Origin of the sequence: Paracoccus sp. DMF, assembly GCF_004407025.1 — a bacterium.
Taxonomy (GTDB): domain Bacteria; phylum Pseudomonadota; class Alphaproteobacteria; order Rhodobacterales; family Rhodobacteraceae; genus Paracoccus; species Paracoccus aminovorans_B.
In genome coordinates this window covers 125,553-152,547 of record NZ_SOKV02000003.1, presented here as the reverse complement: position 1 = coordinate 152,547, position 26,995 = coordinate 125,553, and the positions used below count along the sequence as shown (strand labels likewise).

The 26,995-nt window shown below is 68.5% G+C and carries 24 protein-coding genes; 15 read left to right on the top strand and 9 right to left on the bottom strand.

From position 1 onward, the window contains the following. Positions 1-4: 4 nt before the first annotated feature. The 6 genes from E3D03_RS02875 to E3D03_RS02850 all read right to left on the bottom strand — a co-directional run bounded on the left by E3D03_RS02875 (position 5) and on the right by E3D03_RS02850 (position 8,846). Complete coding sequence (locus tag E3D03_RS02875) at positions 5-1,264, bottom strand: glycosyltransferase (protein ID WP_263565727.1); 1,260 nt, start codon at positions 1,262-1,264, stop codon at positions 5-7. Beyond that, positions 1,261-2,835 (bottom strand): hypothetical protein, encoded by a 1,575-nt coding sequence (locus tag E3D03_RS02870; RefSeq protein WP_263565726.1) that lies wholly within the window; start codon positions 2,833-2,835, stop codon positions 1,261-1,263. Before E3D03_RS02870 ends, E3D03_RS02875 begins: the two co-directional genes overlap by 4 nt. Positions 2,836-2,893: 58 nt before the next feature. Next, a complete protein-coding gene (locus tag E3D03_RS02865; RefSeq protein ID WP_062562507.1) occupies positions 2,894-3,454 on the bottom strand; it encodes a hypothetical protein in 561 nt (186 codons plus the stop codon). Beyond that, entirely contained in the window at positions 3,451-6,066 is a 2,616-nt protein-coding gene (locus tag E3D03_RS02860) for a glycosyltransferase (RefSeq protein WP_263565725.1), read from the bottom strand. Before E3D03_RS02860 ends, E3D03_RS02865 begins: the two co-directional genes overlap by 4 nt. Next, positions 6,063-7,361, bottom strand: a complete 1,299-nt coding sequence (locus E3D03_RS02855; protein WP_263565724.1) for a DUF6212 domain-containing protein — start codon at positions 7,359-7,361, stop codon at positions 6,063-6,065. Before E3D03_RS02855 ends, E3D03_RS02860 begins: the two co-directional genes overlap by 4 nt. Positions 7,362-7,901: 540 nt before the next feature. Further along, the gene (locus E3D03_RS02850) at positions 7,902-8,846 is read right to left on the bottom strand and encodes a LacI family DNA-binding transcriptional regulator (protein ID WP_263565759.1); all 945 of its coding nucleotides are present in this window, start codon (positions 8,844-8,846) and stop codon (positions 7,902-7,904) included. Here E3D03_RS02850 and E3D03_RS02845 point away from each other — a divergent pair. The 6 genes from E3D03_RS02845 to E3D03_RS02820 all read left to right on the top strand — a co-directional run bounded on the left by E3D03_RS02845 (position 8,760) and on the right by E3D03_RS02820 (position 14,672). After that, entirely contained in the window at positions 8,760-9,023 is a 264-nt protein-coding gene (locus E3D03_RS02845) for a hypothetical protein (protein ID WP_263565764.1), read from the top strand. The genes E3D03_RS02850 and E3D03_RS02845 overlap by 87 nt on opposite strands. A gap of 34 nt (positions 9,024-9,057) precedes the next feature. Next, positions 9,058-10,401 carry a uracil-xanthine permease family protein gene (locus E3D03_RS02840; RefSeq protein ID WP_263565723.1) on the top strand — a complete coding sequence of 448 codons (1,344 nt, stop codon included), beginning with the start codon at positions 9,058-9,060 and terminating at the stop codon, positions 10,399-10,401. Continuing rightward, positions 10,398-11,795 (top strand): amidohydrolase family protein, encoded by a 1,398-nt coding sequence (locus tag E3D03_RS02835; RefSeq protein ID WP_263565722.1) that lies wholly within the window; start codon positions 10,398-10,400, stop codon positions 11,793-11,795. Before E3D03_RS02840 ends, E3D03_RS02835 begins: the two co-directional genes overlap by 4 nt. Further along, positions 11,792-12,502 (top strand): sulfite exporter TauE/SafE family protein, encoded by a 711-nt coding sequence (locus E3D03_RS02830; RefSeq protein WP_263565721.1) that lies wholly within the window; start codon positions 11,792-11,794, stop codon positions 12,500-12,502. Before E3D03_RS02835 ends, E3D03_RS02830 begins: the two co-directional genes overlap by 4 nt. Before the next feature lie 297 nt (positions 12,503-12,799). Then, complete coding sequence (locus E3D03_RS02825) at positions 12,800-14,041, top strand: hypothetical protein (RefSeq protein WP_263565720.1); 1,242 nt, start codon at positions 12,800-12,802, stop codon at positions 14,039-14,041. Between the two features lie 181 nt (positions 14,042-14,222). Next, positions 14,223-14,672 carry a hypothetical protein gene (locus E3D03_RS02820; protein ID WP_263565719.1) on the top strand — a complete coding sequence of 150 codons (450 nt, stop codon included), beginning with the start codon at positions 14,223-14,225 and terminating at the stop codon, positions 14,670-14,672. A 196-nt stretch (positions 14,673-14,868) separates the two neighbouring features. Here E3D03_RS02820 and E3D03_RS02815 read toward each other — a convergent pair whose 3' ends face one another. Continuing rightward, complete coding sequence (locus E3D03_RS02815; protein ID WP_263565718.1) at positions 14,869-15,813, bottom strand: NAD(P)/FAD-dependent oxidoreductase; 945 nt, start codon at positions 15,811-15,813, stop codon at positions 14,869-14,871. A 185-nt stretch (positions 15,814-15,998) separates the two neighbouring features. On the opposite strand from E3D03_RS02815, the gene E3D03_RS02810 reads away from it, so the two are divergent. From E3D03_RS02810 to E3D03_RS02780, 7 genes are all read left to right on the top strand, one after another. After that, positions 15,999-16,877: an MBL fold metallo-hydrolase gene (locus E3D03_RS02810; RefSeq protein ID WP_263565717.1), complete on the top strand. Its 879-nt coding sequence runs from the start codon at positions 15,999-16,001 to the stop codon at positions 16,875-16,877. A gap of 92 nt (positions 16,878-16,969) precedes the next feature. Next, positions 16,970-18,247 (top strand): SDR family oxidoreductase, encoded by a 1,278-nt coding sequence (locus E3D03_RS02805; protein ID WP_263565716.1) that lies wholly within the window; start codon positions 16,970-16,972, stop codon positions 18,245-18,247. Continuing rightward, a complete protein-coding gene (locus E3D03_RS02800) occupies positions 18,247-18,720 on the top strand; it encodes a DUF2269 family protein (RefSeq protein WP_263565715.1) in 474 nt (157 codons plus the stop codon). The genes E3D03_RS02805 and E3D03_RS02800 overlap by 1 nt, the downstream gene beginning before the upstream one ends. A gap of 103 nt (positions 18,721-18,823) precedes the next feature. Beyond that, the gene (locus E3D03_RS02795) at positions 18,824-20,218 is read left to right on the top strand and encodes a cytochrome B6 (protein ID WP_263565714.1); all 1,395 of its coding nucleotides are present in this window, start codon (positions 18,824-18,826) and stop codon (positions 20,216-20,218) included. A gap of 11 nt (positions 20,219-20,229) precedes the next feature. Further along, on the top strand, positions 20,230-20,817 hold the full coding sequence (locus E3D03_RS02790; protein ID WP_263565713.1) for a DUF4142 domain-containing protein: 588 nt from the start codon (positions 20,230-20,232) through the stop codon (positions 20,815-20,817). Between the two features lie 43 nt (positions 20,818-20,860). After that, positions 20,861-21,652, top strand: coding sequence for an SDR family NAD(P)-dependent oxidoreductase (locus E3D03_RS02785; RefSeq protein ID WP_263565712.1), 792 nt, complete (start codon positions 20,861-20,863; stop codon positions 21,650-21,652). A gap of 329 nt (positions 21,653-21,981) precedes the next feature. Further along, on the top strand, positions 21,982-22,980 hold the full coding sequence (locus tag E3D03_RS02780; protein ID WP_263565711.1) for a GlxA family transcriptional regulator: 999 nt from the start codon (positions 21,982-21,984) through the stop codon (positions 22,978-22,980). Positions 22,981-22,999: 19 nt separating this feature from the next. Here E3D03_RS02780 and E3D03_RS02775 read toward each other — a convergent pair whose 3' ends face one another. Continuing rightward, positions 23,000-23,692, bottom strand: coding sequence for a hypothetical protein (locus E3D03_RS02775; protein WP_263565710.1), 693 nt, complete (start codon positions 23,690-23,692; stop codon positions 23,000-23,002). Positions 23,693-23,771: 79 nt separating this feature from the next. Then, complete coding sequence (locus E3D03_RS02770) at positions 23,772-25,340, bottom strand: trimethylamine methyltransferase family protein (RefSeq protein WP_263565709.1); 1,569 nt, start codon at positions 25,338-25,340, stop codon at positions 23,772-23,774. Between the two features lie 211 nt (positions 25,341-25,551). Between E3D03_RS02770 and E3D03_RS02765 the strand changes: the two genes are divergently transcribed. Further along, on the top strand, positions 25,552-26,247 hold the full coding sequence (locus E3D03_RS02765; protein WP_263565708.1) for a corrinoid protein: 696 nt from the start codon (positions 25,552-25,554) through the stop codon (positions 26,245-26,247). 27 nt (positions 26,248-26,274) lie between these two features. Then, entirely contained in the window at positions 26,275-26,979 is a 705-nt protein-coding gene (locus E3D03_RS02760; protein ID WP_263565707.1) for a DUF1638 domain-containing protein, read from the top strand. Positions 26,980-26,995: the final 16 nt, after the last annotated feature.

Sequence of the window (26,995 nt, the reverse complement as noted above, 5' to 3'; positions counted from 1 at the left end):
CGTATCAGGCTACCTGCACGCCTAGCTCATTCTGCGGTCTCGTTTGATGACAAATCCGCAGCCACTCCTGATGGAACCCGGCCAGGTCCAGCGGCGGGGTGATCCGGGCCTTGTGCTCTGCCAGCGCCTGCGCGTCGCCGTGCACCGATAGGATCGCCGCGGCCAGCGCGGTGGCATCGGCGGTGCGGAACGGGATGCCCCAGCCGGCGGTCTTTTCCGCCATGCCGCCGATGTCCGAGGCGATCATCGGCGTGCCGGCCGCGCGCGCCTCCTGGATCACCACCGGCGAATTTTCCCACCAGACCGAGGGGATGATGATCCAGCCATAGCCGCGCATGATCTGGACGCCGTCCTGCGGGCGATAGCGGCCGCAGAAGCGCACGCATTCCGGCACCTTCAGCTCCGGCCACATGCGGCGGAAACTGGCCTCGTCGAGGCCGTGGATCTCGATCGCCAGCGGCTGGTCGCTGTCATGGCCCTGCGCCTCGATCAGCGCGGCGGCGCGGATCAGCACGTCCAGCCCCTTGGTCGGCGTCGCCTGGCCGAAGAAGGCGAAGCGGCCGCTCTTGCGCAGCAGCTCGGCCTCGGTCTCGGGCAGCGGGTCCGCGGCATGGTCGAGGCCGTTCTCGATCACCGCGATGCGGCCGGGGGCGATGCCCCAGTCCTCGAACCGGTCGCGCAGGAATTCGCTGGGCGACAGCAACTGGTCGAAGACCCCCAGCATCTCCGACATGCGCGCCCGGCGCAGCACGAAATCGGCGGGCGGGCGTTGCAGGCAGGCGGCGCAGGCGACCTCGCTTGCGGCATGGCAGAGCTCGCCCGAGCGTTTCACCATCTGGCCGTGGTTGGCGCAGATCGCGGTCATTTCGTGCAGGGTGCAGAGGAAGCGCGCCTCGGGCAGCGCCGCCCGCAGCCGCCGGATCGTGCCGGCGCCGATGTTCCAGAAATGGTGGAAGTGATAGATGTCGGCGCCGAAGGACAGCAGGAACTCGACCAGCCAGTCCTCGTCCGCGATGCGGGCGTGCTCCATCTGGAAGCCGTCCATGCCGCGGCCCTGCAGGCAATAGTCGCGCGGGCTGAAGGCGATGACCTGCTGGCTGCGGCCGAAGAACTTGTCGCTGTCCTCGGGGCCGATGGTCGAGCCGACGAAATGCGCGTCCTCGCCCAGCGAGAGCAGGTGCTGGAACTGGCGATAGGCCGCGACCTCGCCGCCGCCGTAGCGCAGGTTCGGATGGGAATGCGAGACGATGACGATGCGGCTCATGCGGCGGCCTCCATCAGCTTGCGGCTTTCGGCATCGTAGAGATGCAGGTCCAGACCGCCGGGCAGGGTGCGGGCAGAGGGCCCGGCGCGGCCGGCGAAATACGGCGTGCCGCCCAGGATCTCGGCGCCGGCGAGATCGGCGCGCAGCAGGCGCTCGGCGGTGTGGCGCAGCCGGGCTTCCTGGGTCAGGAAGGCCTGGGGCGCGCGGGCCAGCATGGGTTTCAGGCCGGCGGTCGGGCCGCTCAGGGCAAAGGGCAGCAGGTCGCGCTGAAAGCGCGCGGCCGGATCGCCGGCAGCCGCGCCGCCGTCGCGGCCGATGGCGCCGATCGGGTCGAGCAGCGTCAGGTGAAAGGGCATCTGCGCGGTGCCGCGGGCAAAGACGCCGGCGCCGGCATCGATCTGGAACAGGGTCGAGCTGCGACCGAAGAGCAGCGTCTCGGGCAGGGTGGCCTGCAGGTCCAGCGCCATGCCCGAGCCGGCAAGCCGCAACCCCTGCGGCAGTTCGCGGGCGGCGCCCTCGATGGCCTCGACCAGGATACTGCCGAGCCGGTCGCGCAGCAGGAACAGCTCGACCGGGCGCCCCAGTCTGTGGCCGGTGCGGCGCAGCACGTCGCGCAGGTCGATGTCGGGCAGGTCATGGTCCAGAAGCAGCAGCACCGGCCCGCTGCGCGGCCAGGGCGCGGCGGCAACAGGCGGCTGCCAGGCCGGCATCGGCGGCAGCATGGCGGCGCGCAGCCCGGTCTTTTGCGCCGGATCGGGCAGGTCGAGCTGGACCTGGCACAGCTCGGCCGCGAAATCGGTCGGCGGCCGCGGCCCGGCCGGAGCCAGCACTCCGGCGGCGTTTTCCTGGCCGGGAATCACGAACAGCACCTGCACCTGGCCGCGCACCGGCTGCGGCATGAGGAAGGCGCCGGCATAGCCGTCGCTGCCGGTAAACAGGTAGCGGCCGCCATAGGGTTCCAGGTCCGTGCGCGGCAGGGCGCCGGCGAAAAGCGCGACTCGGCACAGCTGCTGGTCGTCCAGCGCCAGCGCCGTCAGCGGCTGGACCTGTCCCATGGCCGGCAGGAACCAGCCCGAGACCAAGCCCTGTCCGGCCGGATCGGTCAGGCAGCGGTCGACGCCCAGGCCGAATTCGTCGCCTTCGCGCGGCAGCAGCGGCGCGAAACGCAGGCGCGTCACCGCGGCCTGCGCCACCTCGCCGGTCGGCATGGTCAGCTCGCCCGCCGCCAGCAGGCGCAGCCAGGCGAAGAACAGCTCGTCCACGCCGATCTCGACCAGGCGCTGCTGGTCGGTGACCAGGCGTTCGGGCTGGATCTCGGTGAATTCCTGGCCGGATTTCACATGCACCGTGGCATTGCCGGCCATGTCGATGCCGGCAAGATCAAAGACCGCCAGCACGCCGAACCGCTCGGCGGTGCGCAGGTCGCGCCGCGCATGCCGGGTCACCAGACGGGGGGCAAGCCGCGTCTCGTCGATGTAGAGTTCCAGATCGAGCCAGTGATCGCTGCTCCAGCCGGCGACAACCAGCATCGCTTCGCCATCGCCAAAGCAGAAATCCATGTTCAGGGCCAAGACCGTTTCCTTTGTCGGCAGGGGGGTCGTGCCGCGCCGGCACGACCGCGGGGATTGCTCAGACCAGCGTGGCCGCCAGGCCGCCCAGGATCAGGCGCGAGGCCGGCTGTCGCAGGTGGATGATGATCCGCCGCGCCGTATTGCCGTCCGAGACCTGGGGCAGCGGCAGGCTGCACAGCGACAGGGAATCGCGCATGATGCGCCATTCGACATGGCCGCTGTCCTCGGTCGAACCGTCCTCGTCGAAGCTGCGCAGGAACACGTCGGCGACCAGCGGCGTCTCGGCGGCGAGGTTGCATTCGATGAAGCATTTCGAGGCCAGCTTCGAGGAATCCGGCAGCGGCGTCTCCAGCGTCATCCACTGCTGGCCGGCGCCGCGCAGCTCGACCGCGCGCAGATCATCCGGCGTGGCCATGACGTCACAGCGCGTCCCGTTCGGCAGGCAGATGCCCAGGGCCGGCGTCACGGTGTTGTAGCCGCCGGTCAGCGCCAGCTTGGGCCGGCCGACCAGGGCCGAGCGCGCCTCGGCCAAAAGGTCGATGCGGCTGGACTGCAGGGCCGTCAGAACCGAGGCGGCCGCTTCGTAATTGCGTAGGGCAGCAGCATAGATGGTCGTCAATTACTCGTCCTTTCCTGAGCATGCATCTGCTTTTCACCGCAGATCGGCTCCTCCCATTTCGTTGCGAGCCAGGCGAGCAGCGGGGCCGCCGCCATCGCCCAGTCGCGCGCGCCGTCCGAGGCGGCGCGGGAAATCCGCCGCAGCTGGTCGCGGTCGCCGTCAAGCGCCAGGATGCGGTGTACGAATCCCGCCTCGCAATTCTCCTCGGGGATCACGAAGCCGGTCACGCCGTCCTCGATGGCCTCGTGCATGGCGCCGACTTCGGTCGCGAGCACCGTCACCCCCAGGCGCTGCGCCTCGAGCACCGACAGCGGCAGCCCCTCGTAATGCGAGGGCAGGACCATGACGTCGGTCGCGGCCAGCAGTTCGGTCAGCGCCTCGGGGCCGCGCATGGCGCCCAGCATCCGCGTCTGCCGGGGAAAGCTGAGCTCGCCTGCGGCATCGACCACAGACTGCCCGGCGATCGACAGCTGGACGCCGGGCAGGTGCCGCGCCAGGGCCGCATAGATCGTCGCAAGCCGGCCGACGCCCTTTTGCGGATCGAGCCGCCCCATGAACAGCACCCGCAGCGGGGCCGTGTCGCGGGCCAAGGCCTCGCGCCGTTCGAGCAGCGCCGCGACGCGGGCCGGGGCCAGCGGATAGCCCGGCGCATTGACCACCGGCATCAGCTTGCTGCGCGGAATCCCCTGGGCGTTCAGCCAGCGCGACAGCGTCTGCGAGCAGCTGAGGAACAGGTCATAGGCATGTTCATAGGCCAGCGCCAGCTTCGGCGGGCCGTAGTTGCGGCCATAGACGCTGCGCTCGACCAGGTGCTCGTGGTCGATCATCAGGACACCCTGCCGCTTCAGCCGGTCGGCGACCTTGTGCAGCGCGGCGGAATGGGCGTTGATGACCGCATCCATCGAGCAGAGCAGCCCGACCAGGTCGGCGCGCTCCATGCCCTCGCCCCAGCGCGGCTCGGCGGTGCCCATGTATTCGGGGCCGGACCAGTCCAGCGTCGACGCATCGGGCAGCCAGTTCACCGTCGAGAAGGCCTCCAGCGCCCAGCCGTCGCCATAGAGCGGCCGGTCGCTGGCGATGAACAGGTGCAGCCGGTGCCCGGCGGCGGCCAGCTCGCGCGCCAGGCTGGCCGCGACCTTTTCCACGCCGCCGAAATCGAAGATCGGCAGCACCAGGCCGATGTCCTTGCGCCCGGGCTGTTTCAGCAGCGGGAAGATCACCCCGCCCGAGGCGGCGCCGCGCGGGATCTCGACCGCCATGGCGCGGCTGGCGGCGCCGCCCGGCGCGCGCCATTGCCAGCTTTGCGCCAGCGCCGGCCGGAAGCGGCTGCGATGCAGCTGCATCAGGAAGCCGCGCAGCAATTCGGTCGCGGCCTCGGCCTGCGGGCGCAGGGGCGACATGCCGTCGATCTCCATGCCCCAGCCGGTGACGGCATGCGGGCTCGGCGCGCGCTCGACCTCGCGGATCCAGCCGGCGTCGTCGCGCATCACGATCTCGCGCAGCCGCTCCAGGCCGACGGCGACCCCGTCGGGCATGGTCGCCGGATTGCCCAGGTCGGTATGCACCTGGTGGCCGGATTCCGAGGCCTCGACGAAGAACAGGTCCAGATCCGCCGCGCCCCCCTGCCGTGCCTGCCGCCTTTCGCAGAGCCACAGGAAGTTGCGCATCAGTCGGGCCTGCTTCAGCCGCGCGCTGACGCCCTCGCGCAGCACGATCAGCAGCGCCGGCGCATGATGGGCATAGGGATCGGCGAAATGCGCGAAGAAGCGCCGCTCGAGCTCGGCCAGCGTCACCGTCTCGCTGTGGTCGGGATCGGTGCACAGCATCGCGCTGTCGCCTTCGATGATGGCATAGCGCGGGAAACGCTGCGCCTCGAGCGCCAGCAGCGCCGGGGCCGAGAACAGCCAGCGGTGCTTGTTTTCCAGGAATCGCCGCAACTCGCCGTCGAGGTCGTGCGAATGCGACAGCATGCTGGCCGGGCGCTTGCGATACAGCAGCACCGGCGCGGCCAGCGGCCGGCCCCGGAACCCGGCCCGCGCCGCCGAAAGCCAGAAATCCCAGTCCTCGTAGCCCTTTTTCATCGTCTCGTCGAAACGGATGCCGGCATCGAAGACCCGGCGCCGGATCAGGCTGCCGGCCTCGCACAGGTTGATATGGGCATGGAACAGCAGGCTGGGGTCGTGGTCGGCGATGTAATGCGCCCTTTGCCCGAAGAAGTCGAACTCGGGATAGAACCAGTCCTGGTCGGGATGCTGCGCCAGGGCGCGCTGGCAGGCGGCGGCTGCGCCCTCGACCAGCGTGTTGTCGGCGTCCAGCAGGAACAGCGCCTCGATGTCCGGGTCCGCCGCCAGCGCCGCCCTGATGCCCCGGTTGCGCGCCGCGCTGAGGCCGGCGTTCGGGAAATGCAGCGCCAGCATGGAATCGCCCATGATCGCCTGCCAGCTGGCGAGGCTGGCGCGGGTCTCGGCATGCTCGCAGCCGTCGTCGATCACCACCAGCCGGCGGATCGCGCCCGTGGCCATCTCGCGATGCACGGCGGCGATGGCATCGTCCAGCAGGACCGGGTGGCCCTTGGTCGGGATGATGATCGAGATCTGCCCCGTTGTGGTCATTGCAGCGCCTGCGGCACGTTGTTGCGACGGGCGATGCGGAAGCCGCGGAACAGCCCCCAGCTCAGATCGTTCGGCTGGTCCGTGGCCAGCGAGACGGCCAGCAGGATATCGGCGCGCCCGACGATGGGCTCGACCGGGATGCAATGCGCCTGCGACCAGCCATGCGGCGGCAGGCCATGCACCCAGGGGCCCATGCGGCGCTGCCAATAGCCGTCCTCGTCCACCTGGCCATGCGGCGCCACGCCGACGCTGAAATTCAGGCTGGGCGCGCGGGGATGGCCCACGTTCACCAGCGCCGAGATATGCGACAGTGCCGGCAGTTCGACGTCGCGGATCACCGCGCAGACCGGCCCGTGGCGCGAGGGATGCACCAGGATGGCATCCTCGTTCTCCCAGAAGGCGGCCGAGATGTGGTCTCTGGCCAGCGGCGGCGTCGAGAACAGTTCGGGACGCGGCAGTTCCGAGGGCGTGATGAAATTCGCGTCCTCGGCGCCAAGGCTGTCCTTGCCCGATCCGACCGCGGCAACCTCGGGCAGATGGACGCCGGGCAGCGATTTCCAGACCCGCAGCGCCAGGACATGGTCCTGCGCGGCCTCTCCCTCGGCCCGGCCGGCGAAGGCGGGATCGGGCACCGCATGGCCCAGCCCCAGCACGCAGGGGCTTTCGCCCCGCCAGGACAATTGCAGGGCGCAATCCTGTTCGGGTCCGCGAAGCGGCGTCGACAGCGCAAAGCGCAGCCAGCCCGCCTCGACCCCGGCCAGGGCCGGCGCGGGCGCCAGGGCGATGCTGTTGCCCGAGGCGCAGAGGATGCGGCATTCGAGCCGCGCGATATCCTCCTGCAGTGCCGCCGGCACCCAGAGGTCGACCGCGGCGATCGAAGCGGCACCCGTCGGCAGGCGCTGCGTCAGCGCCGCGCCCGGGTTAAGGCTGACCATCACGCCAACGGGATCCCAGGACAGGGCGCGCATGAATCGCGGATTGCCCAGCGTATAAAGGAAATCCTCGACGGACTTCAGGTTCTGCTCAAGGGCTTGATTTTCCGCGCGTAATATCGCGGCGGAAAGCCGTGCGCATCCGGCGTCTTCCTCGCTGGCATTGAGCTGGGTCAGAAGCAGCTCGATAATATCGAGAAAAAGCTTCTCCTTGTTCCCGGGATCGAACAGGAATCGGGGCACGTCATTCAGGAACTCCGGCAGCTTGACGGTTTTCCGGGCCGCCGCGTTTTTCAGGACGATGGCCAGGGGCCGCTGCCCCGGCGGTAGAAACTCATTTGCACTTCGGCTGCCGATTTCCATGCAGGATATTGAACAGGAACGAATTACTTCCTCAACAAGGCTCTTGAGCCCGTTTTGGACCAGCACGACCGCGCGCATTATAGTACGACCTCCGAACAGAGACAGATGGCGTCTCGAAGAGATTATATGAATACCAAGAAATTACGGATGCACCTTACCCATACAAATTGTGCATCCTTGCGGGCAGGAGTCGTGCCGAACCGCCCCGGTGCGATCGAGCCGTGAAACGGTCACTCAACGCCAGGCTGCAAATAGGCCGGAACCGCAAAGCCGTCAATTGGTTAATGCGTGAACAAATTGAATTTTAGATGACAGTTTGCGCGGGACGAGGCTTTTATTGGTTCAATTTGACTGCAATATGCGGCGCATTGGCTTCGATATACTTTCGAAAACCGCGTTATGCTTGTATGGAGCGCAAGAATCCGCCTAGTCCTGATGGTGACCGGCTGTTGCGCCTTCGCCGCAGGACGCGGCAAACTGACCAAAAATCGCGCATTTCGTGAAGGAAGGAAATGGCCGCGAAGCGGAAGGCGTTCGGCCTCAGCTTCGCCTCTGCGATGAACGCCTGACGATCAGCTCGGGAAGGTCGGCCTCGATCATGCGGCTGGAGCCCTCGATCTGGTCCAGCAGCAGATGGACGGCTTTTTCTGCGATTGCCGGCAGGTGCAGATCGACCGCCGTCAGGGGAGGCTGGGACAGCTTGGCCCTGACCCCGTCATAGCGGGTGACCAGGCGCAGGCGATCCGGCACCGTCCATCCGAGTTCCTGCGCCGCGCGCATGGCGCCGCTGGCGAAGGCGTCGATGGCCGCGAAGATGCCGTCGATCGACGGGTTCGCGCGCAGCAGCTGCAACGTCTCCTGATACGCGGTGTCCTCGGCTTCTTCCTCGCCCATGCGGACGAGCTGGGACGGCCCGCCAAACCGCGTGACAAAAGCCTCATAAGCTGCGGCGCTTTCGATCTGACTGGTCCGGGGGGCCGAGCCGATCAGCGCAGCAACCCGATGGCATCCCTGCTGTGCCAGATGATCCAGCAGCAGAGCGGCGGTTTCGCGCGAACGAATGTTCACCGCCGGGATGTCGGGACGATCGGGCACCGTCCCGATGGAGACGATCGGCGTCTTGCGCTGCTCGAAATAGGCGACCAGCGGATCGTCGCGCATCGGCTCGACCAGGATCACGCCGTCGAAACTGACCGACCCCTTGCCCTGCGCCGCGGGATGCGGCGGGATCAGGCACAGGGCAAGGTCGCGCGTCAGGGCCGACATCGCGGCGGAAGCCGCAATCTCCATCAGGAAGCCGAGCCGCGACGGCCCGGCCGCGACCGCAAAGGGCATCGACGAGGCAAGCGCGATCACGCCTGTCCGCCCGCTGCGCAGCGCCCGTGCCATCGAGCTTGGATGATAGCCCATCTGGTCCGCAAGCGCCTGAATCCGCTTGGCGGTTTCGGGATCCACATGGCGGCGGCCGCTGAAGGCATGGGACACGGTCGTAACCGATACCCCCGCGGCCTTCGCCAGATCCGAGATGGTGGGTTTGTTCACTCTTTGCTCATTCATCTGATCCCCGCCGCTACATTACCAGCATCGGCCGCCATCGCAACAAAACGATTTGCACGAATCGGTTTCCGTGCTATCCGCACATTAGCAAAACGATTTGCATAAGCAGACGAACGCATCTCAACAGGGGAAATCCAACATGCCGACTGCGATAGATTCCGTTCCGCCAACCGATCCCGTGGACGAAAGGCTGCCGCTCAAGGATCTGATCCTTTACGGGTTCCAGCATGTGCTGGTGATGGCCGCCTCGCCGATCACGGCGGTGTTTCTGGTCGCGCAGACGCTGGGCTTCGATGCGGGCCTGACCGTCTCGATCATCAGCGCCACCTTCCTGGTCTGCGGCCTCGGCTCGATCCTGCAAAGTTTCGGGCCTGCCGGTTTCGGCGCAAGGCTGCCCTTCATCATGGTCCCGGGTGGCGCGCCGATTGCGATCTTTCTCGCCATCGCCACGCAGACCGACGTGCAGACCGCCGTCGGTGCGGTGCTGATGACCGGCGTCTTCTATTTCCTGGCCCTGCCGGTCTTTCGGCGCCTGCTGCGGTTCTTTCCGCCGATCGTGGTCGGCACCATGCTGCTGCTGGTCGCGGTGAACCTGGTCAAGATCTATGGCGGCACCATCACCGGGCGCTCGGGCGAGGCGCATTTCGCCGATCCGGTCAATGTCGGACTGGCGCTGGCGACCATCGCGCTGACCGTGATCTTCTCGCGCGTGTTCACCGGCACGTTGCAGCGCATCTCGGTCATGCTGGGGCTGATTGCGGGCACGCTGCTGGCGGCCGCCCTGGGCAGGCTGGATGTGTCGGGCGTGATGCAGGGTCCGCTGATCGCGGTGCCGCAGTTGTTCCCCTTCGGGATGCCCAAGTTCGACATCGTTGCGGCGCTGCCGCTGATCATCTTCTCGATCATCTCGATGGCCGAGGCGACCGGCCAGACCATCGCCACGGCCGAGATCGTGGACCGCAAGGGCGACGCCCATGCCATCGTGCCGCGCACCATCCGCGGCGATGCGGTGGCCTCGATCGTGGGCAGCATGTTCGGAACCTCGCTGATCATCACCTCGGGCGAGAACGTGGGCATCGTGCGCGCCACGGCCGTCCGCTCACGCTATGTCACGGCGATGGCGGGGGTGATCCTGGTCGTGATCGCGCTGATCGCGCCGGTCTCGCGGCTGGCGAGCGTCCTGCCCGGTCCGGTCGTGGGCGGCACGGCGATCATCGTGTTTTCCATCATCGGCGTGATCGGCATCCATGTCCTGTCCCGCGTGGACCTGCGCGAACACGGCGCGATGTTCACGCTGGCCTCGGGCCTGGCCATGGGGCTGATGCCGATCCTGGTGCCCGGGGTCTATAGCCAGTTCCCGCAATGGTCGCAGATGATCCTGGGCAATGGCCTGGCGATGGGCACGATCACGGCGGCGCTCGTCAATGCCTTCTTCCAGTTCAACGCCCCAAAACCCCTTGAAAACACGGAGCATGCCCAATGATCGACCTGCGCCCGACCTTTGCCAGGACCGACAACCTGATCGTCGCGCCCGGCCGGCTGCTGGCGGATGACGGGCCCCAGCCGGGCATGGCCGTGCTGCTGCAGGGCGGGCGCTTTGCCGATATCGGCACGGCCGCCGCGCTGCGCGCCCGCCATCCCGATGCAAGGGTCGCCGAGCTGCCCGATCACCTGATGATGCCGGGCTTCATCGACACCCATACCCATCTGACGCAGTCGCTGGGCAAGTCGCTGGTCTTTGGCGAACCCTCCGAGATCTTTCGCCGGATCTGGGTGCCGCTGGAGGGCAGCCTGGACGAGCACATGGTCTATCTGTCCTCGAAACTGGCGGCCCTGGAATGTCTGCGCGGCGGCTTCACCACGGCCGTCGATGCCGGCACCCGGTCCGCCGGGCATATCGGCAAGCTGGTCGAGGCCGCGCGCGAGACGGGGTTGCGGCTGGTCGTGGCCCAGATCTGCAACGATCTGGGCGGCGCGGCGGTGGTTCCCGACCGCGCCGCGATCCTGCGCCTGGCCGAAGCGCACCTGACTGCCTATCAGGGCGATCCGCTGATCCATCCGTCGCTGGCGATCTCGATCCCCGAAGTGGCCAGCGACGCCATGCTGCGCGACATCGCGGCGATGGCGGCGGCGGCGGGCGCGACGTTCCAGACGCATGTGAACGAGCATCTGGTGGCGGTCGAGCGCTCGCTGGTCGCCCATGGCCGCCGCCCGCTGGAGCATTTGGCCCATGTCGGCGCGCTTGGCCCGCAGGTGCTGATCGCGCATTCGACGCTGATCACGCCTTCCGAGATGAACCTGCTGCGCGATACCGGCGCGGCCGTCGCTTATAACCCCGTGGCCTCGGTCTGGAAGGGCAATGCGGTGGCGCCCGCCTTGCAGATGCAGGCGCTTGGCATCCGCTTCGGCCTGGGCACCGATGGCACCCGCGCCGACGGCTTCCGGCTGATGGATGCGGCGGAAGCCATGCAGCGCACCGCCTATGGCCTGGCCTCGGGCGACAGTTCCTGCGGCGGCGGCTGGCTGTGGCTGGATGCCGCCACGCGGATGGCGGCCGAGGCCAGCGGTCTGGCGGCCGTCACGGGCCGCATCGCGCCGGGCCTGGCGGCGGATTTCCTGCTGGTCGATCTGGACCGGCCCGAGTTCACCCCGTCCCACGACCTGACCTGGGAACTGGTGCGCTATGGCAACCGCGACCAGATCGACGCGGTGTTCACGAATGGCCGGTTACGCATGGTGCAGGGCTGGCCGGTCGATTGGGACGCCCGCGCCCTGCTGGCCGAGATCCGCGGCCTTGCCGCGCCGGCCATTGCCAAGGCCCCGATCCAGCGGATTCATGCAACGGCAGACAGCCTGTTCGCCGGGGGGTTGGCGTGACCTTGACGATCTTCCTGACCCTCTCGCTTCTGGTTGCTGCCTCTGCCTTCGTGCAGGGCGCGGTCGGCATCGGCTTTGCCCTGATCATGGCGCCGGTCTTCGGCTTCATCGACGCGAGCTATCTTCCGGTGACGCTGCTGGTCCTGATGCTGCCGCTGAATTTCCTCGTCGCCTGGCGCGAGCGGCACATGATCGACCGGCGTGGCGCAAGCTGGATCACGGTCGGGCGGTTCTTCGGCACCTTCCTGGGCATGGCGGTGCTGATCGCGCTGTCCGTCCGCCAGCTGGAGATCGCGGTCGGCCTTCTGACCGTGCTGGCCGCCGTCGTGGCGCTGCTGTCGCCGCCCTTCGCCCCCCGCCCGCAGGCATCCCTGGGCGTCGGCCTGTTCACGGGGGTCACGGAAACCGCGACGGGGATCGGCGGCCCGCCGCTTGCGCTTCTCTACCAGCATGCGCCGGGCCCGATCCTGCGGTCGACCGTCGCCACCTGCTTTCTGGTGGGCGAGGCGATCTCGCTGGTGATCCTGCTGATCGCCGGGCGCATCGGGCAGGACCAGATGCTGGCGGCGCTTTCCCTGATCCCGGCGGTGCTGATCGGCAGCGCGCTGTCCCGCAGCGTCCATTCCCGCATCAACGGCCCCGCCTTGCGCTTGGCGGTGCTGATCTTTTCGATCGTCAGCGGCGCGGCCCTGATGCTGAAGGGATAACGACTCTGCCGGCTGCCGTTCGCAAAGACCGGGCGGCGGTTGGTTTCGCTGCCATTCATCCTGTCGCGTCGGCTTGGCATGGCCAGCGGGGGGCACGCTCGGACATCTTTTGCCTTCCTGCCTGCGCGGTTGTCCACTCTCGGTAATCTCCGCCGGTTCTTAACCTATTTTATCTTCTGGCTGAGCGAGCGGCGCGGTGCGCCAGGTGAATTTCACCGCAGCTCCAGACGCTAATGCCCTGGATTGGCGAAAAAATCCGACCTGCTATGACCAGTTCTCGCTCTGGTTGCTCAGGCCATGCGGCAACCAATCGCCCTGGTGACACGTTTAACGCGATGGGAACCACATAGCTGGAGGGGCGAAGCACATGCATTCGATAATTTACCTGGTCGGCCTGGTCGTCGTTGTCCTCTTTATCTTGTCTTTGCTGGGGTTACGCTGATGGCCGAGATCGACATTCCGCAAAAATCCGCTGGCAGCTACGTCGATTGGGCAGCTGTCTTTGCCGGGGCAGTGGTGGCGGCGGGTCTTGCCGTCGTCTTCACCACATTCGCTGCAGCTTTGGGACTGGGCTCGGTCTCGGTCGGGGAAGATGGCGGCATAAGCATGGGCTGGCTCATCGTTACCGCGCTGTTCGCCGTGATCTCGCTGGTCGCGGCGAACTGGCTTGGGGGCTATATCGCGGGTCGGATGCGGCGGCCCGTCGGCGCTGCCACGGGCGATGAGGTGAGCGTGCGCGACGGCATCAACGGCTTGGCTGTCTGGGGCATCGGCATCATCGTCAGCGCCGTTCTGGCGACATCCGCCGTGACGGGCGGCCTGCGTGCGGCCGGAAGCGCCGTCGAAACCGCCGCGCAAGCGACCGGATCGGCCGTAGGCGGGATCGCCCAGGGCGCCGGCCAGCTGGCCGGAGGCGTGGTCTCGGGTGCGGGTCAGGCGATCGGCGGCATGGCGCAGGGCGTCGGCCAGGCCGCTGCCCCAGCACTGGAGGATGCCATGCCCGCAGGGATGCAGGCCAATCCGCTGGACTATATCACCGACACCCTGCTGCGACCGGATGGCCAGAGCCCGGCGACCACGCTGCAACAGGACGCGGCGGCCGATGCGACCGAGACCCAGCGCCAGATGGTGGGCATCTTCGCGAACTTGGTCCGCACCGGCGAAATCTCGGATGCTGATCGCGATTACCTCCGCCAGCAGGTCGCCGCCCGCACCGGGTTGAGCGAGCAGGAGGTCAATGCCCGCGTGGACGAGGCGGTGAACCGGGCGCAGGCGATCCGGCAGGAAGCCGAGAAGAAGATCGAGGAGGCCAAGGCTCAGGCCGAACAGCTGAAGGCCGAAGCCGAACAGCGCCTTGAGGAAGCGAAGCAGCAGGCGGCCGATGCGGCCGAGAAGGCGCGCATCACGAGCATCCTGACCGCCTTCCTGCTTGCGGCGTCCGCCCTTGTCGCCGCCGCCGCGGCCTATATCGGCGCCGTCCATGGCGGCCGGGACCGCGACGACGGCCGCGTGTGGGGCGGGCTGTCCTATCGCCGTTAAGCGCAAAAACCTCCGCCCCGGGCCCCCCCGGGGCGGCATCAGCGGCCCGGGGGCCAAGCTGCGTTTTTCCTGTTCGCGCGGGGCACGACCCGAAGCTGCAAGCGCGAAACGCCTTTCTGGCGGGAACATTCCGGCGCTTGCCCGTCAGCCGCGCCGCCATGGCGCAGGGGAGGAATCGAATATGAAGGTATCGCTGAAAGTTCTCATAGCCGGATTGTCCTTGGCCGCTGTCAGCAGCGCCTATGCCGATTGCGCAGCCGATCTGGCGCAGATGGAAAGCGGCATGCCACAGCAAGCCGCCGAGGGGATAGCGAGGGACGGCTCGACGGCGCCGATGCAAAAGCCCGATCAGGCCCAGGCTGGCGACAGCAACGGGCAGGACGGCAACCAGATCGCCAAGGATGGCTCTACCGCTCCGCTTCAAGATGCCGGCAGCAATGTCGCTGATCGAGCGATGTCGGGCGAGGATGCGCAAGCCCAGCAAGAGGGCGACACCACGGCTGCGGAACAGGCACAGGCCGAGACCGGCTCGGACGCCCATGCTGCGGCGTTGAAAGAGGCTCGCGCGGCGCTGGAAAAGGGTGACGAGGCTGCCTGCCAGGCCGCGCTGGAGAAGGCGAAAGCGTCCTGATCCGTTAGGCGCCACGCAGCCATGCTTCAAAGGGAAAATCCGCCCCCGGCGTGAGCCGAGGGCGGAAAAGATCATTGTGCTTACCGATACGGCTGCGACCGCGACCTACTCGCCGCGAGATGCACATAATCCGGCCTCGGCGCAAAGCCGATGCACCACCGGCACCAGGCGCCCGTGGCGGCCGCGGCCCGAGGGCTCAGCCGCCGATGATGCCCTCGTCGCCGGATTTGCCAGCCTGCGGCGTTGCGCGCAGGTCGTTGTGGATGGCGGTCGCCGCGGTGACGGCCTGCCCCAAGGCCACGGCGATCTGGTTCAGGGAATGCACGACGTCGCCGGCGGCATAGATTCCCGGGACGCTGGTCTGCTGATGGGCGTCCACCCGGACATGCCCGAGATCGTCGCGGCGCATGTCGATGTCGCCGCCGCCCAGGTCGCCTCGCACCACATAGCCGAGCGCCGGATAGATCACGTCGAAAGCCGCCCGGCTGCCGTCGCGAAGCAGGGCGACATAGCCCTCGTCATCGGAGAGGATGCGGACGATGTCCTCGCAAAGCGTGATACCGGCCTTGGCCGCATCCGCCCGCAGCTTTGCCGTGTCTGTTCCGGGTGGCCATGGAAGCAGCGAAACCCGCTGCGAATAGGTCCGCAGGAAGATCGCCTCGCGCAGCGCGTGGTCGTCCCGGCCCATGACGCCGATACGCTTGTCCGTCGCCTCGTAGCCGTCGCAAACCGGGCAGACGCAGAGCGTGCGGCGGGCGATGTTCTCGTCGATCTCGGGCAGGTCGGGCAGGGTGTCCCGGACGCCGGTGGCGAGCAGCAGGCGCCGCGCCCGCAGCCGGACCGTGCCGCAGGTCGCGGCAAAGCCGCTGCCGTCGCGCATGATGGCGCTGACGCGGCCGTCGATGAAGTCCGCGCCATAGCGGACCGCCTGCCGGCGCAACCTGTCCACCAATGCGCGGCCGCTGATGCCCTCGGGGAAGCCGGGGCAGTTGTTGAGGCAGGGAATCCGCAGCGCCCGGCCATCGCCCGCATCGGCGACCAGAACCCGTCTGCGGAACCGGCCGAGATAGACCGCGGCCAGCAGCCCCGCCGGTCCGCCGCCGACCACCAGGCAATCGACATCTTCGGGCGCCGTGCTCATGTCGCCCACGCTCCTTTTCCTGTCCTGCAAGGCGATGCAACCCGAGACGGCGGCGAATGTTCCCGCGCGCGCTTCTGCTCGATGGTCCGGCCGCTGCCGAATCCGGGGGTGCCGGGAACAATCGCGCGCGCAAAGGGTTCAGTCGGCCTCGCCAAGCCCTCGTCCATGATCCTGAGGAGAAAAGCATGAGCAGCCAGATCCCGCTTGACGCCGCCTGCCTTGCCCCGGTCAGCGACCTGGGCGATGGGCTGAACAGCCTGACGGATGACCTGGCCTGCCTGCGCCTGTCGATCGTCAATTGCGTCTTTCACGGTCGGCCCGGCGGCGAGGACTGGGTGCTGGTCGATACCGGCCTGTCCACGACCAGCACGATACGCGACCGGGCAGAACGGCGCTTCGGGTCGGGCCGGCGGCCGGCGGCCATCATCCTGACCCATGGCCATTTCGATCATGTCGGCTCGGCCGCCACCCTGGCCGAGGAATGGGACGTGCCCGTCCATGCCCATCCGCTGGAATTCCCCTATCTGAACGGGTCCGCCTCCTATCCGCCGGCGGATCCCTGGGTCGGAGGCGGGCTGATGGCGCTGCTATCGCCGCTCTATCCCCGAGATCCCGTCGATCTGGGTGCGCGCCTGCAGGCGCTTCCCCCGGACGGGACGGTGCCCGGAATGCCCGGATGGCGCTGGCTTCACACGCCCGGCCATGCGCCGGGGCATGTTTCGCTGTGGCGCGAGGCGGACCGCAGCCTGATCGCGGGCGATGCGGTGATCGCCACCGGCCAGGAATCCGCTTACGAGGTCATGGTCCAGCAGCCCGAGATGCACGGGCCGCCGCGCTATTTCACCCCCGACTGGGATGCGGCGCGGGGCTCGGCGCAGCAATTGGCCGCGCTGGAGCCGCAGCTTCTGGTGACGGGTCATGGGCCGGCGCTGGCAGGTGCGGGAATGCGGCAGGCCCTGCATCGGCTGGCGCGGGATTTCGACCGCATCGCCATACCCGCAGGCGGCCGCTATGCCCGCAACCCGGCCACGGTTGAAAACGGCGATATCTATCGCGATCCTTGACGGGAGACAGAAATGATCCTCGACAACGCCCCAGGACAAGGCAAGTCCGTTCCTCCGCTGCATCCATGCGCCGGTGCGCCATGAAGGTGCTGGTGACAGGTGCGACCGGGCTGATCGGGCAAAGCGTCTGCGCCCGGCTTGCGGCGGATGGCCATGTCGTGGTGGGCGCAAGCCGCGGCCGGCACCCGTCCAGCTTTGGCGCCGTGTCGCAATGGGTGCGGGTGGATTTCGGGCAGGCCGACGCCCCCGAGGCCTGGCTGCCGCATCTGCATGGCGTCGACGCGGTGGTGAACTGCGTCGGCGTGCTTCAGGACAACGCGCGCGAGGATACCGGCGCCGCCCATGCCAGCGGGGCGGCGGCGCTGTTTCGCGCCTGCGCGGCAGCCGGCGTGCGGCGGGTGGTGCATTTCTCGGCCATCGGCGTGGATCGGCACCAGGCCTCGGCCTTTTCGGCCAGCAAGCTCGAGGGCGACAGGGCGCTGATGGCGCTGGATCTCGATTGGGTCATCCTGCGGCCCTCGGTCGTGCTGGGCGGCCCGGTCTTCGGTGCCAGCGCCCTGATCCGCGGCCTGGCGGCGCTTCCGGTCCTGCCGGTGATGCCCGATACCGGCCCCTTGCAGGTGGTGGCGCTGGAGGATGTCGCCGAGACCGTGGCGCTTCTCGTCCGGCCCGACAGCCCGGCGCGGGTGGCGCTGGAACTGGCCGGGCCCGAGCGGCTGTCCTTTGCCGAAGTGGTCGCGCTGCATCGCGCCTGGCTGGGCTGGCGCCCGGCCAGGCCCCTGGCGCTGCCGGGCTGGGCGGCGGGACTGCTCTATCGGCTGGGCGATCTGGCCGGCCTGCTGGGCTGGCGCCCGCCGCTGCGCAGCACCGCCCGCCGCGAGATCCGGCATGGCGCCGTGGGCGACCCGGAGCCCTGGACGCGGATCACCGGCATCCGGCCGCGCAGCCTGGCCGAGTCCCTGCGCCTGCGCCCGGCGACGGTCCAGGACCGCTGGTTCGCCGGGCTCTATTGCATCAAGCCGGTGCTGTTCGTGGTGCTGGTGCTGTTCTGGACGCTGACGGCGGTGATCTCGCTAACCACCGGTTTCGGCAACGGGCTGGAGCTGATGCATCGCGCCCAGACCGGAGCCCTGGCCGGGCCGGGCGTGGTGGCGGGGGCGCTGGCCGACGGCGCCATCGGGCTGGCGATCGCCTGGCGGCCCACGGCGCGGCGCGGGCTCTGGGCGGCGATCGCGCTGTCCTGCTTCTATATCGTCACCGGAAGCCTGCTGCTGCCCGAATTGTGGAATGAGCCCTTGGGCCCCTTGCTGAAGATCTGGCCGATCCTGGTCGCGCATTTCGTCGCGCTGGCGATCCTGGACGAACGCTGATGCTGTATTTCATCCTGAAATACCTGCATATCGTCGGCGCCTCGGTTCTGCTGGGAACCGGGGCGGGCATCGCCTTCTTCATGCTGCTGGCGCATCTTTCCGGCGACCGGGCGCTGATCGCGGGGGTGGCGCGCATCGTCGTCATCGCGGATTTCCTGTTCACCGCCACCGCCGTCGTGGCGCAGCCCGTGACGGGCTTCGCGCTGGTCTGGTACGTGGGTTATGGGCTGGGCGAGCACTGGATCGTGCTGTCGCTCATTCTCTATCTCGTGACCGGGGCCTTCTGGCTGCCGGTGGTCTGGATCCAGATGCAGATGCGCGACCTCGCGGTGGCCGCCCTGCAAGAGGGGGGCGCACTGCCGCCGCGCTATTTCCGGCTGTTCCGCACCTGGTTCGTCTTCGGCTTTCCGGCCTTCGCCGCCGTCCTGGGCATCCTGTGGCTGATGATCGCGCGGCCGCAGCAGATCTGGTAGGCGGGCCGGCGCGGCGGGATCCCGAGGCGTGCGATGGCCGGGAACAATTCGGCCGGGTCGTGGTTAGGGCGCCCATCTGACTGCACACCGGGGAGGGGAAGTCATGTCGGCCCGTCACGCATTCGTCCTGCTTTGCGCCGCCAGCCTGGCCGGCATCTGTTCGGCCAAGGCCGATCCGCTGCCGCCCGATACCACCTACCGGCCCCTGCCCACGATGCCGCTGTCCAGGGCCAAGGCCTTGGACGAGGCGCAGAAGCCCCAGGTGATGGAACGCCAGCGCGCTCTGCTGGAGCGGCGCTACGACCTCTCGGATCAGCCCCGACAGGGCATGATGATGTCGGCCGGCACCAAGCCGGTCCAGGACGGCGTGCGGGTGAAGCTTCCCGAGGGCAGCAGCTGGGACGCGCTGGCCGGCATGGCGCCCGCCGAGATCCGCGAACAGGGATTGCTGCCGCAGGGCTTCCTGCCGCTTCCGCATGTCAAGCAGGCGACCGGCGGCCAGGTCTTTCCCGAGTTGCAGATCGACGCGATCGCGCAACAGGAGCAGCGCGATCTGCGCCGTTTCGACGTCGAAGCCGACCTGCCCGTCCACCTGACGCCGGAATTCCCGCCGCCGATCTTCCTGACCACGCAGCCGCAGCTGGGCGATGTCTCGCGCGGCGAGTTGCTGACCATCCGCAATTATTACGAGATCATGAACGGCCTGATCACTCCGGTGCAGATGGAGGGGTTGCGGCTGCTGCTGACGCCTTTCCCGCAGGAGGAATTCAACCAGACCGAGGATCGCAAGGTCGCCCAGCCCAGTCTGGGCGTGGCCTGCCTGGACTGCCATTCGAATTTCCACAGCAATGCGGCGTTTCACCTGACGCCGGACGTGCGCCCGCAGGCCAACCGCTTCCGCCTGGACACCACCAGCCTGCGGGGCATGTTCAACCAGCAGATCCACGGCTCGAAACGCTCGCTGCGCTCGATCGAGGATTTCACCGAATTCGAGCAGCGCACCGCCTATTTCAACGGCGACCATGTCAGCGCCACCCGCAAGGGCGTGAACCTGCCCGACCGGCCGAACCAGGTGGCGATGATGGCGCAGATGCAGAATATCATCGACTTTCCGCCGGCGCCGAAGCTCGACCCGTTCGGCCGGCTCGACCCGGCGCTGGCCAGCGAAAGCGAGCTGGCGGGCGAACAGGTCTTCCTGGGCAAGGGCCGCTGCGCTGAATGCCATCGCCCCGAGACCGCCTTCATGGACAACCAGATGCACGACCTGAAGCTGGAGCGCTTCTACAAGCCGGGCCAGGTCGCCAACGACATGGTGACGCTGCCGGACGGGCCGATCAAGACCTTCACCCTGCGCGGCATCAAGGATTCGCCGCCCTATCTGCATGACGGCCGGCTGCTGACCCTGGCCGACACGGTCGAGTATTTCAACCTCGTCCTCGGCACCCGGCTGACCCAAGACGAAAAGGACGACCTGCTTGCCTATCTGCTGACCCTGTAACGGAGGACACCATGACACGCATTGCCGCTTTTCTGCTGGGCGCTGCACTGACCGCCGCTCCGGCGCTGGCCCAGATCGGCAATCCCGCCGGCATGGCCCCCGACACGCGGCTGGACGAGCCGGGCAAGCCAGCGCCGCACCAGACGAATACCCAGGACCGGCTGTTCGCGCAGCTTGCCGCCGCGGGCGGCCTGGCCGAGGTGCAGCTGGGCGAGATGGCGCGCGACAAGGCCGAGGCCGAGGGCGTGCGGGATTTCGCCGCGATGATGGTCGAGGATCACGGTGCGGCGAATGCCCGGCTGGCCGAACTGGCCGAGACCGTGCGCATTCCCCTGCCGCAGGAGCTCGCCCCCGATCAGCAGGCGCTGCGCGAACGGCTGGAGGCGGCGGAGGGGACGGCCTTCGACCTGGCCTATGTCCGCGCGCAGGTCGTCGAGCATCAGAAGACGGCGCAGCTTCTGGCCTGGGAGGTCGGGCAGGGCCAGGACGGCGAGATCCAGCGCTTCGCGGCCGAGCAGCTGCCGGTGGTGCTGGGTCATCTGGAACAGGCGCAGCGCCTGAACGCGGAACTGAGCGGGGCCGGCGGCCCGGCACGCTGAGCAGGCCGGGCGCGACCCGCGCAGCACGAAGGAGGACGGTTTCATGACACAACTTGCCTTGGTGACCGGCGCATCCAGCGGGATCGGCCTGGAGCTGGCGCGCTGCTGCGCCCGCCACGGGCTGGACCTGATCCTGGCTGCCGACGAGCCCGAGATCGAGGATGCCGCCGCGGAAATCCGCGCCGTGGGGCGCGAGGCGAAGGCGCTGCAGGGCGATCTTTCGGACCCGGCGGCGGTCGATCGGCTGGTCGGGCTGGCGGGCACGCGGCCCGTCGATGTCCTGCTAGCCAATGCCGGCCGCGGGCTGGGCCATGCCTTCGTCGACCAGGACTGGCAGCAGGCGCGCCATGTGATCGACACCAATATCGTTGGCACGCTTTACCTGGTGCAGCGCATCGCGCGCGACATGATCCGGCGCGGCAGCGGCCGCATCCTGCTGACCGGCTCGATCGCCGGTTTCATGCCGGGCACCTTCCAGGCGGTCTACAATGCCAGCAAGGCGTTCATCGATTCCTTCGCCATCGCGCTTCGCCACGAATTGCAGGACAGCGGCGTCAGCGTGACGCTGCTGATGCCCGGCGCGACCGAGACGCGCTTCTTCCAGCGTGCCGGGCTGCTCGATACCCGGATCGGCCAGGCCCGCAAAGCCGATGCCGCGGAGCTGGCCGAGGCCGGCTTCAAGGCGATGATGGCCGGCGAGGAACAGATCGTCACCGGCTGGAAGAACAGGATGCAGGTCGCGGCGGCGCATGTGACGCCCGCCGGCATGCTTGCCGAGCAGCATCGCCGCATGGCCGAGCCGAACTCGGGGCAGGAGAGCGAGGAGGAGGGCTGAGCGCCCAGCTCCCGCAAGACGGGTTCCGGATTCTTGAGGCTTGCGACCGGGCAGCCCGCCTTCATCCGCACCAGCACGCCCATCGCTTCCATCGGTTTCAGGCTTGCTGGGGGGAACTAGCGGCAATCGCGCCCTCTGCGAAGATGTCCGCGAATTTGGGGTGGAACGAAGGGCTGTGCGGCCGCCATCGGCGTCCGGGCCGACGCCCCCCGGCGGCATCATGCCGCAGCGGTGCGGCCCGGCACGCTATTGACCGGACCGGCCTTTCCGCCAAGCTGGAGAGGCCGCGGCATCCGATGCAGGCGGTCTGTTCGGGGGGAACACCACAGTTGTCACAAGTCGGCGCTGTCAAGCGTTCGATCGTTTTCTTCATGGTGCCGGAATTCACCATGATGGCCTTTGCCAGCGCGCTTGAACCGTTGCGTGCAGCCAACCGCATGCTGGGCCATGACGCCTATCGCTGGCGGCTGGCCAGCTTGGACGGTCGGCCGGTGCAAGCCTCGAACGGGGTCGAATGCCATGTGGATACCTCGATCGAGGATGAACGGCGCAAACTCGCCGGGCCGGACCGCCCGTCCATGGTGATCGTCTGTTCCGGCCTGGGGATCGAGACCTATCAGCCGAAGCCGGTCCTGACCCTGCTGCGCGAGGTGAACAGCCGCAAGATCGCCATCGGCGGGCTATGCACCGGGGCCTATGTCCTGGCCCGCGCCGGGCTGCTCGCCGGCCGCCGCTGCGCGCTGCACTGGGAAAACCTCGCAGGCTTTTCCGAGACCTTCCCCTCGGCCGATGCCTATGCCGACCTGTTCGAGGTGGACGGCACCATCTACACCTGCGCCGGCGGCACGGCGGCGCTCGACATGATGCTGCACCTGATCGGCGAGGATTTCGACGACGCGCTGCTGGGCCGGGTCTGCGAGCAGCTGCTGACCGACCGCATTCGCAGCCCGGGCGACCGCCAGCGCCTGCCGCTGCGAGCGCGGCTGGGCGTGCAGAACCCCAAGGTGCTGAGCGTCATCGAGCTGATGGAGGCGAACCTGGCCGAGCCGCTGTCGCTGGCCGGGCTGGCCGCCCATGTCGGCCTGTCGCGCCGCCAGATCGAGCGGCTGTTCGACCGCGAGATGGGCCGCTCTCCGGCGCGCTATTACCTCGAGATCCGGCTGGACCGCGCCCGGCACCTGCTGATGCAATCCTCGCTGCCGGTGATCGAGGTGGCGGTGGCCTGCGGCTTCGTCTCGGCCTCGCATTTCGCGAAATGCTACCGCGAACTCTATGCGCTTTCCCCGCATGAGGAGCGGGGCGAGCGCAAGGTGCTGGTCCTGCCCTGACCCGGCCCGGGCAGGGCCGTCATGCGCCGGTGAAGGCGCGCTGGTGAAAGGCCAGGACCTCGGCCGGATAGCGCCATGCGCGGCCGTGCGGGCAGGCATCGCGCGCGAGGCATTGCCGGGCGCAGGCGCCGCCGCGCGGGCCGCGGGCATGGGCGATGCAGGCCGCGGCGGCAAAGTCCGCGGCGGTATGGGCTGCAACCGGGCAGGCGTGCAGGCAGGGCTTTGCGGCGCAGGAATCGCAGGGATGGCCGCCGGGCCCGTCCGGTCCGGGCCGCACCGTGCCGGGCAGCGGGGCGTCGAACAGCAGCGCGCCGCGATAGGCGTGCCACAGCCCGTAGCGCGGATGCATCAGCAGTCCCAGCGGCGAGGGTTTCAGCCGGCCGGCCCGCATCGCCCATTGCTGGAACGGGGCAAAGGGCCGGTCGCTGGGCATCGCCACCCGCGCGCCGACCTGCGCCGCCGCCCGCGCGATCACCGCGCGCGACCATTGGTCGAGCGGATCGGCCGGCGGGGTCGCCTGCCGGTCCAGCCATCGCGTGAACACCGGCCAGTAGCCCGCACCGACATTCCCGACCAGCAGCACCGCCGCTGCCGGGGCGCCGCCGGGGCCGGGGGGCCGCGGCTCCCCCGGTTCGAAATTCAGCCCGCCGCGCAGCACCAGGCCGCTGCGGGCCAGCGCGGCGGCCGCGCGCTCGGGCAGGTCAGCCGCCATCGCGCGGGCGGACCTGGTTGCGCCAGACCTCATCATGGATCAGCTCCGCCACCTTTGCCCGTGCCGAGACCGGCGGCTTTCATGTGAAGGCATCCGGCATCGAGGCTTTCTTGCGCGCCACGAAATCGTCCAGGCTGTCGCGGATGCCGGGGTCCAGCGGCGGGGCCTCATAGCTGTCCAGCCAGCGCCGCGCGATCTCGCCCGCGCGCTGCGGGGCGGTCTTCTCGCCCTCGGCCTGCCATTGCTCGAACGAGTTGTTATCGGCCACGATCGAGCGATAGAAGGCGGTCTGGAAATTCGCCTGGGTATGGGCGCAGCCCAGATAGTGGCTGCCGGGGCCGACCTCGCGGATCGCATCCAGCGCCTGGCCATTTTCCGACAGGTCGACGCCCTGGGCCAGCTTCTGCGCCACGCCCAGCTGGTCCGCGTCCATGATGAACTTCTCGTAGCAGGCGGACAGCCCGCCCTCGAGCCAGCCGGCCGCATGCAGCACGAAATTCGCGCCGCAGAGCAGCGTCGAGTTCAGCGTATTGGCGCTTTCATAGGCGGCCTGCGCATCCGGGATCTTCGCCGCGCAGAGCGAGCCGCCGGTGCGGAACGGCAGCCCCAGCCGCCGCGCCAGCTGCGCCGCGCCATAGGACACCAGCGAGGGTTCCGGCGTGCCGAAGGTCGGCGCCCCCGATTGCATCGAGATCGACGAGGCGAAGGTGCCGAACAGCACCGGCGCGCCGGGCCGCACCAGCTGGGTGAAGGCGGCGCCGGCCAGCACCTCGGCCAGCACCTGCGTCAGCGTGCCCGCCACCGTCACCGGGCTCATCGCGCCGGCCAGGATGAAGGGGGTGACGATGCAGGCCTGGTTGGCGCGGGCATAGACCTTGGCCGCGCCCAGCATGGTGTCGTCGAAGACCATGGGCGAGTTGGCGTTGATCAGGCTGATGGTCACGGTGTTTTCGTCCACGAACGCATCGCCGAACAGCAGCTTCGCCATGGCGACGGTGTCCTCGGCCCGCTCGGGCGCGGTGACCGAGCCCATGAAGGGCTTGTCCGACAGCGTCATATGCGCCAGCAGCATGTCCAGGTGGCGCTTGTTCACCGGCACGTCCACCGGCTCGCAGACCGTGCCGCCGGAATGGTGGATCGAGGGCGCCAGATAGGCCAGCTTCACGAAATTCCGGAAATCCTCCAGCGTGGCATAGCGGCGCTTGCCGTCCAGGTCGCGCACGAAGGGCGGGCCGTAAACCGGGGCGAAGACCGTGGCGCCGCCGCCGATCTGCACCGAGCGCGCGGGGTTCCTCGCATGCTGGGTAAAGACCGAAGGCGCGGTCTTCAGCAGCGCCCGCGGCAGGCCCTTGGGGAAATGGACGCGCTGGCCGCGCACGTCGGCGCCCGCCTCCCTCCACATCGCCAGCGCCTCGGCGTCGTCGCGGAACTCGATGCCGACCTCCTCCAGCACCGTGTCGGCATTGGCCTCGATCAGGGCCAGGCCCTCTTCGCTCAGCACCTCGTAATAGGGCACCTGGCGCCTGATATAGGTCAGTTGCGCGCCCGGCCCGCCCCCGGCCCGTGCCGCGCGCCGGGCCGATGCCCCGCGCTCGCCCCGGCCGCGCCTGCTGCCGGTGTCCTCTGCCGTCGTCACGCTATCCGTCATGCGGTGATTCCCGTCTCCCTCACGGCCACAGCGCCGTGCTGGCTGTGGATTGTAGTCAAGCGCGGCGCGCGGACCGGCTTGGCTGCGGCAGCGGCTGTCGCAATCCGGACAGTGGGGCGGCGGGGCGCTGCGCTATACAGGGCGCATCACCAGTCGGCGCGCTGGCCGGATGCGGAAACAGGCGCCCCTTGCAACCTTCCGGAGTCCAGCCATGTCCGACGACGACATCAGCCTTGCCGACCTGCCCGACGACGACCTGGTGCAGCAGATGCACGACGACCTCTATGACGGCCTGAAGGAAGAGATCGAGGAAAGCACCACCATCCTGCTGGAGCGCGGCTGGACGCCCTATGACGTGCTGACCAAGGCCTTGGTCGAGGGCATGCGCATCGTCGGCGAGGACTTCCGCGACGGCATCCTGTTCGTGCCCGAGGTGCTCTTGTCGGCCAATGCCATGAAGGCGGGCATGACCATCCTGCGCCCGCTCTTGGCCGCGACCGACGCCCCCAAGCAGGGCAAGCTGCTGATCGGCACCGTCAAGGGCGACATCCACGACATCGGCAAGAACCTGGTCGGCATGATGATGGAGGGCGCCGGTTTCGACGTCGTGGACATCGGCATCAACAACCCGGTGGAAAGCTATCTGGCCGCCATCGAGGAGCACCAGCCCGACATCCTGGGCCTGTCGGCGCTGCTGACCACGACCATGCCCTACATGAAGGTGGTCATCGACGCCCTGGAGGAAAAGGGCATCCGCGACCGGCTGACCGTGCTGGTCGGCGGCGCGCCGCTGAACGAGGATTTCGGCAAGGCCGTGGGCGCGGACGCCTATTGCCGCGACGCCGCGGTCACCGTCGAGATGGCCAAGGACTTCATGACGCGCAAGCACAACAGCCGCGCGGCCTGAAGGCGGGACGCAGTGGCAGGGCGGGGCATGGAAAAGGCAGGACGGCGCCGCGCGGCAAGGCTGAAGGCCCGTCGGGCCGCGACGGCGCCCCTGCCGGCCCCGGCCCGGGCGGAGGGACCGCCACCCGCGCCGGACAAGGTGCTGGTCATCGCCTGCGGCATGCTGGCGCGCGAGATCCTGGTGATCCGGCAGCAGCGGGGCCTGGCGCATCTGGTGCTGAAATGCCTGCCGGCCGAGCTGCATTTCCAGCCCCAGCGCATCGCCGCCGCCGTGGATGCGGCGATCGACGCCGCGCGGGCCGAGGGCTATCGCGACATCTTCGTCGGCTATGCCGACTGCGGCAGCGGCGGCATGCTCGACAAGGTGCTGGCGCGGCAGGGCGTCGAGCGGCTGGAAGGGCCGCATTGCTTTGCCGTCTATCAGGGCGCCGCGGCCTTCGCCGCGGTGGCGGATGCCGATGTGACCGCCTTCTACATGACGGATTTCCTGTGCCGCCAGTTCGACGCCTTCTTCGTGCGGCCGCTGGGGCTGGACCGCCACCCCGAGCTGGCGCGGGACTTCTTCGGCAATTACCGCAAGGTGGTCTACCTGGCGCAGACCGAGGATCCGGCGCTGGAGCGGGTGGCGCGCGATGCCGCCGCCATGCTGGGCCTGGCCTATGAAAGACGGCTGACGCGCTATGGCGACCTGGCCCCGGCGCTGCAAGCTGCGGCATTGCGCCGCGGGGGGTAGGGCGTCGCTTTTGAAG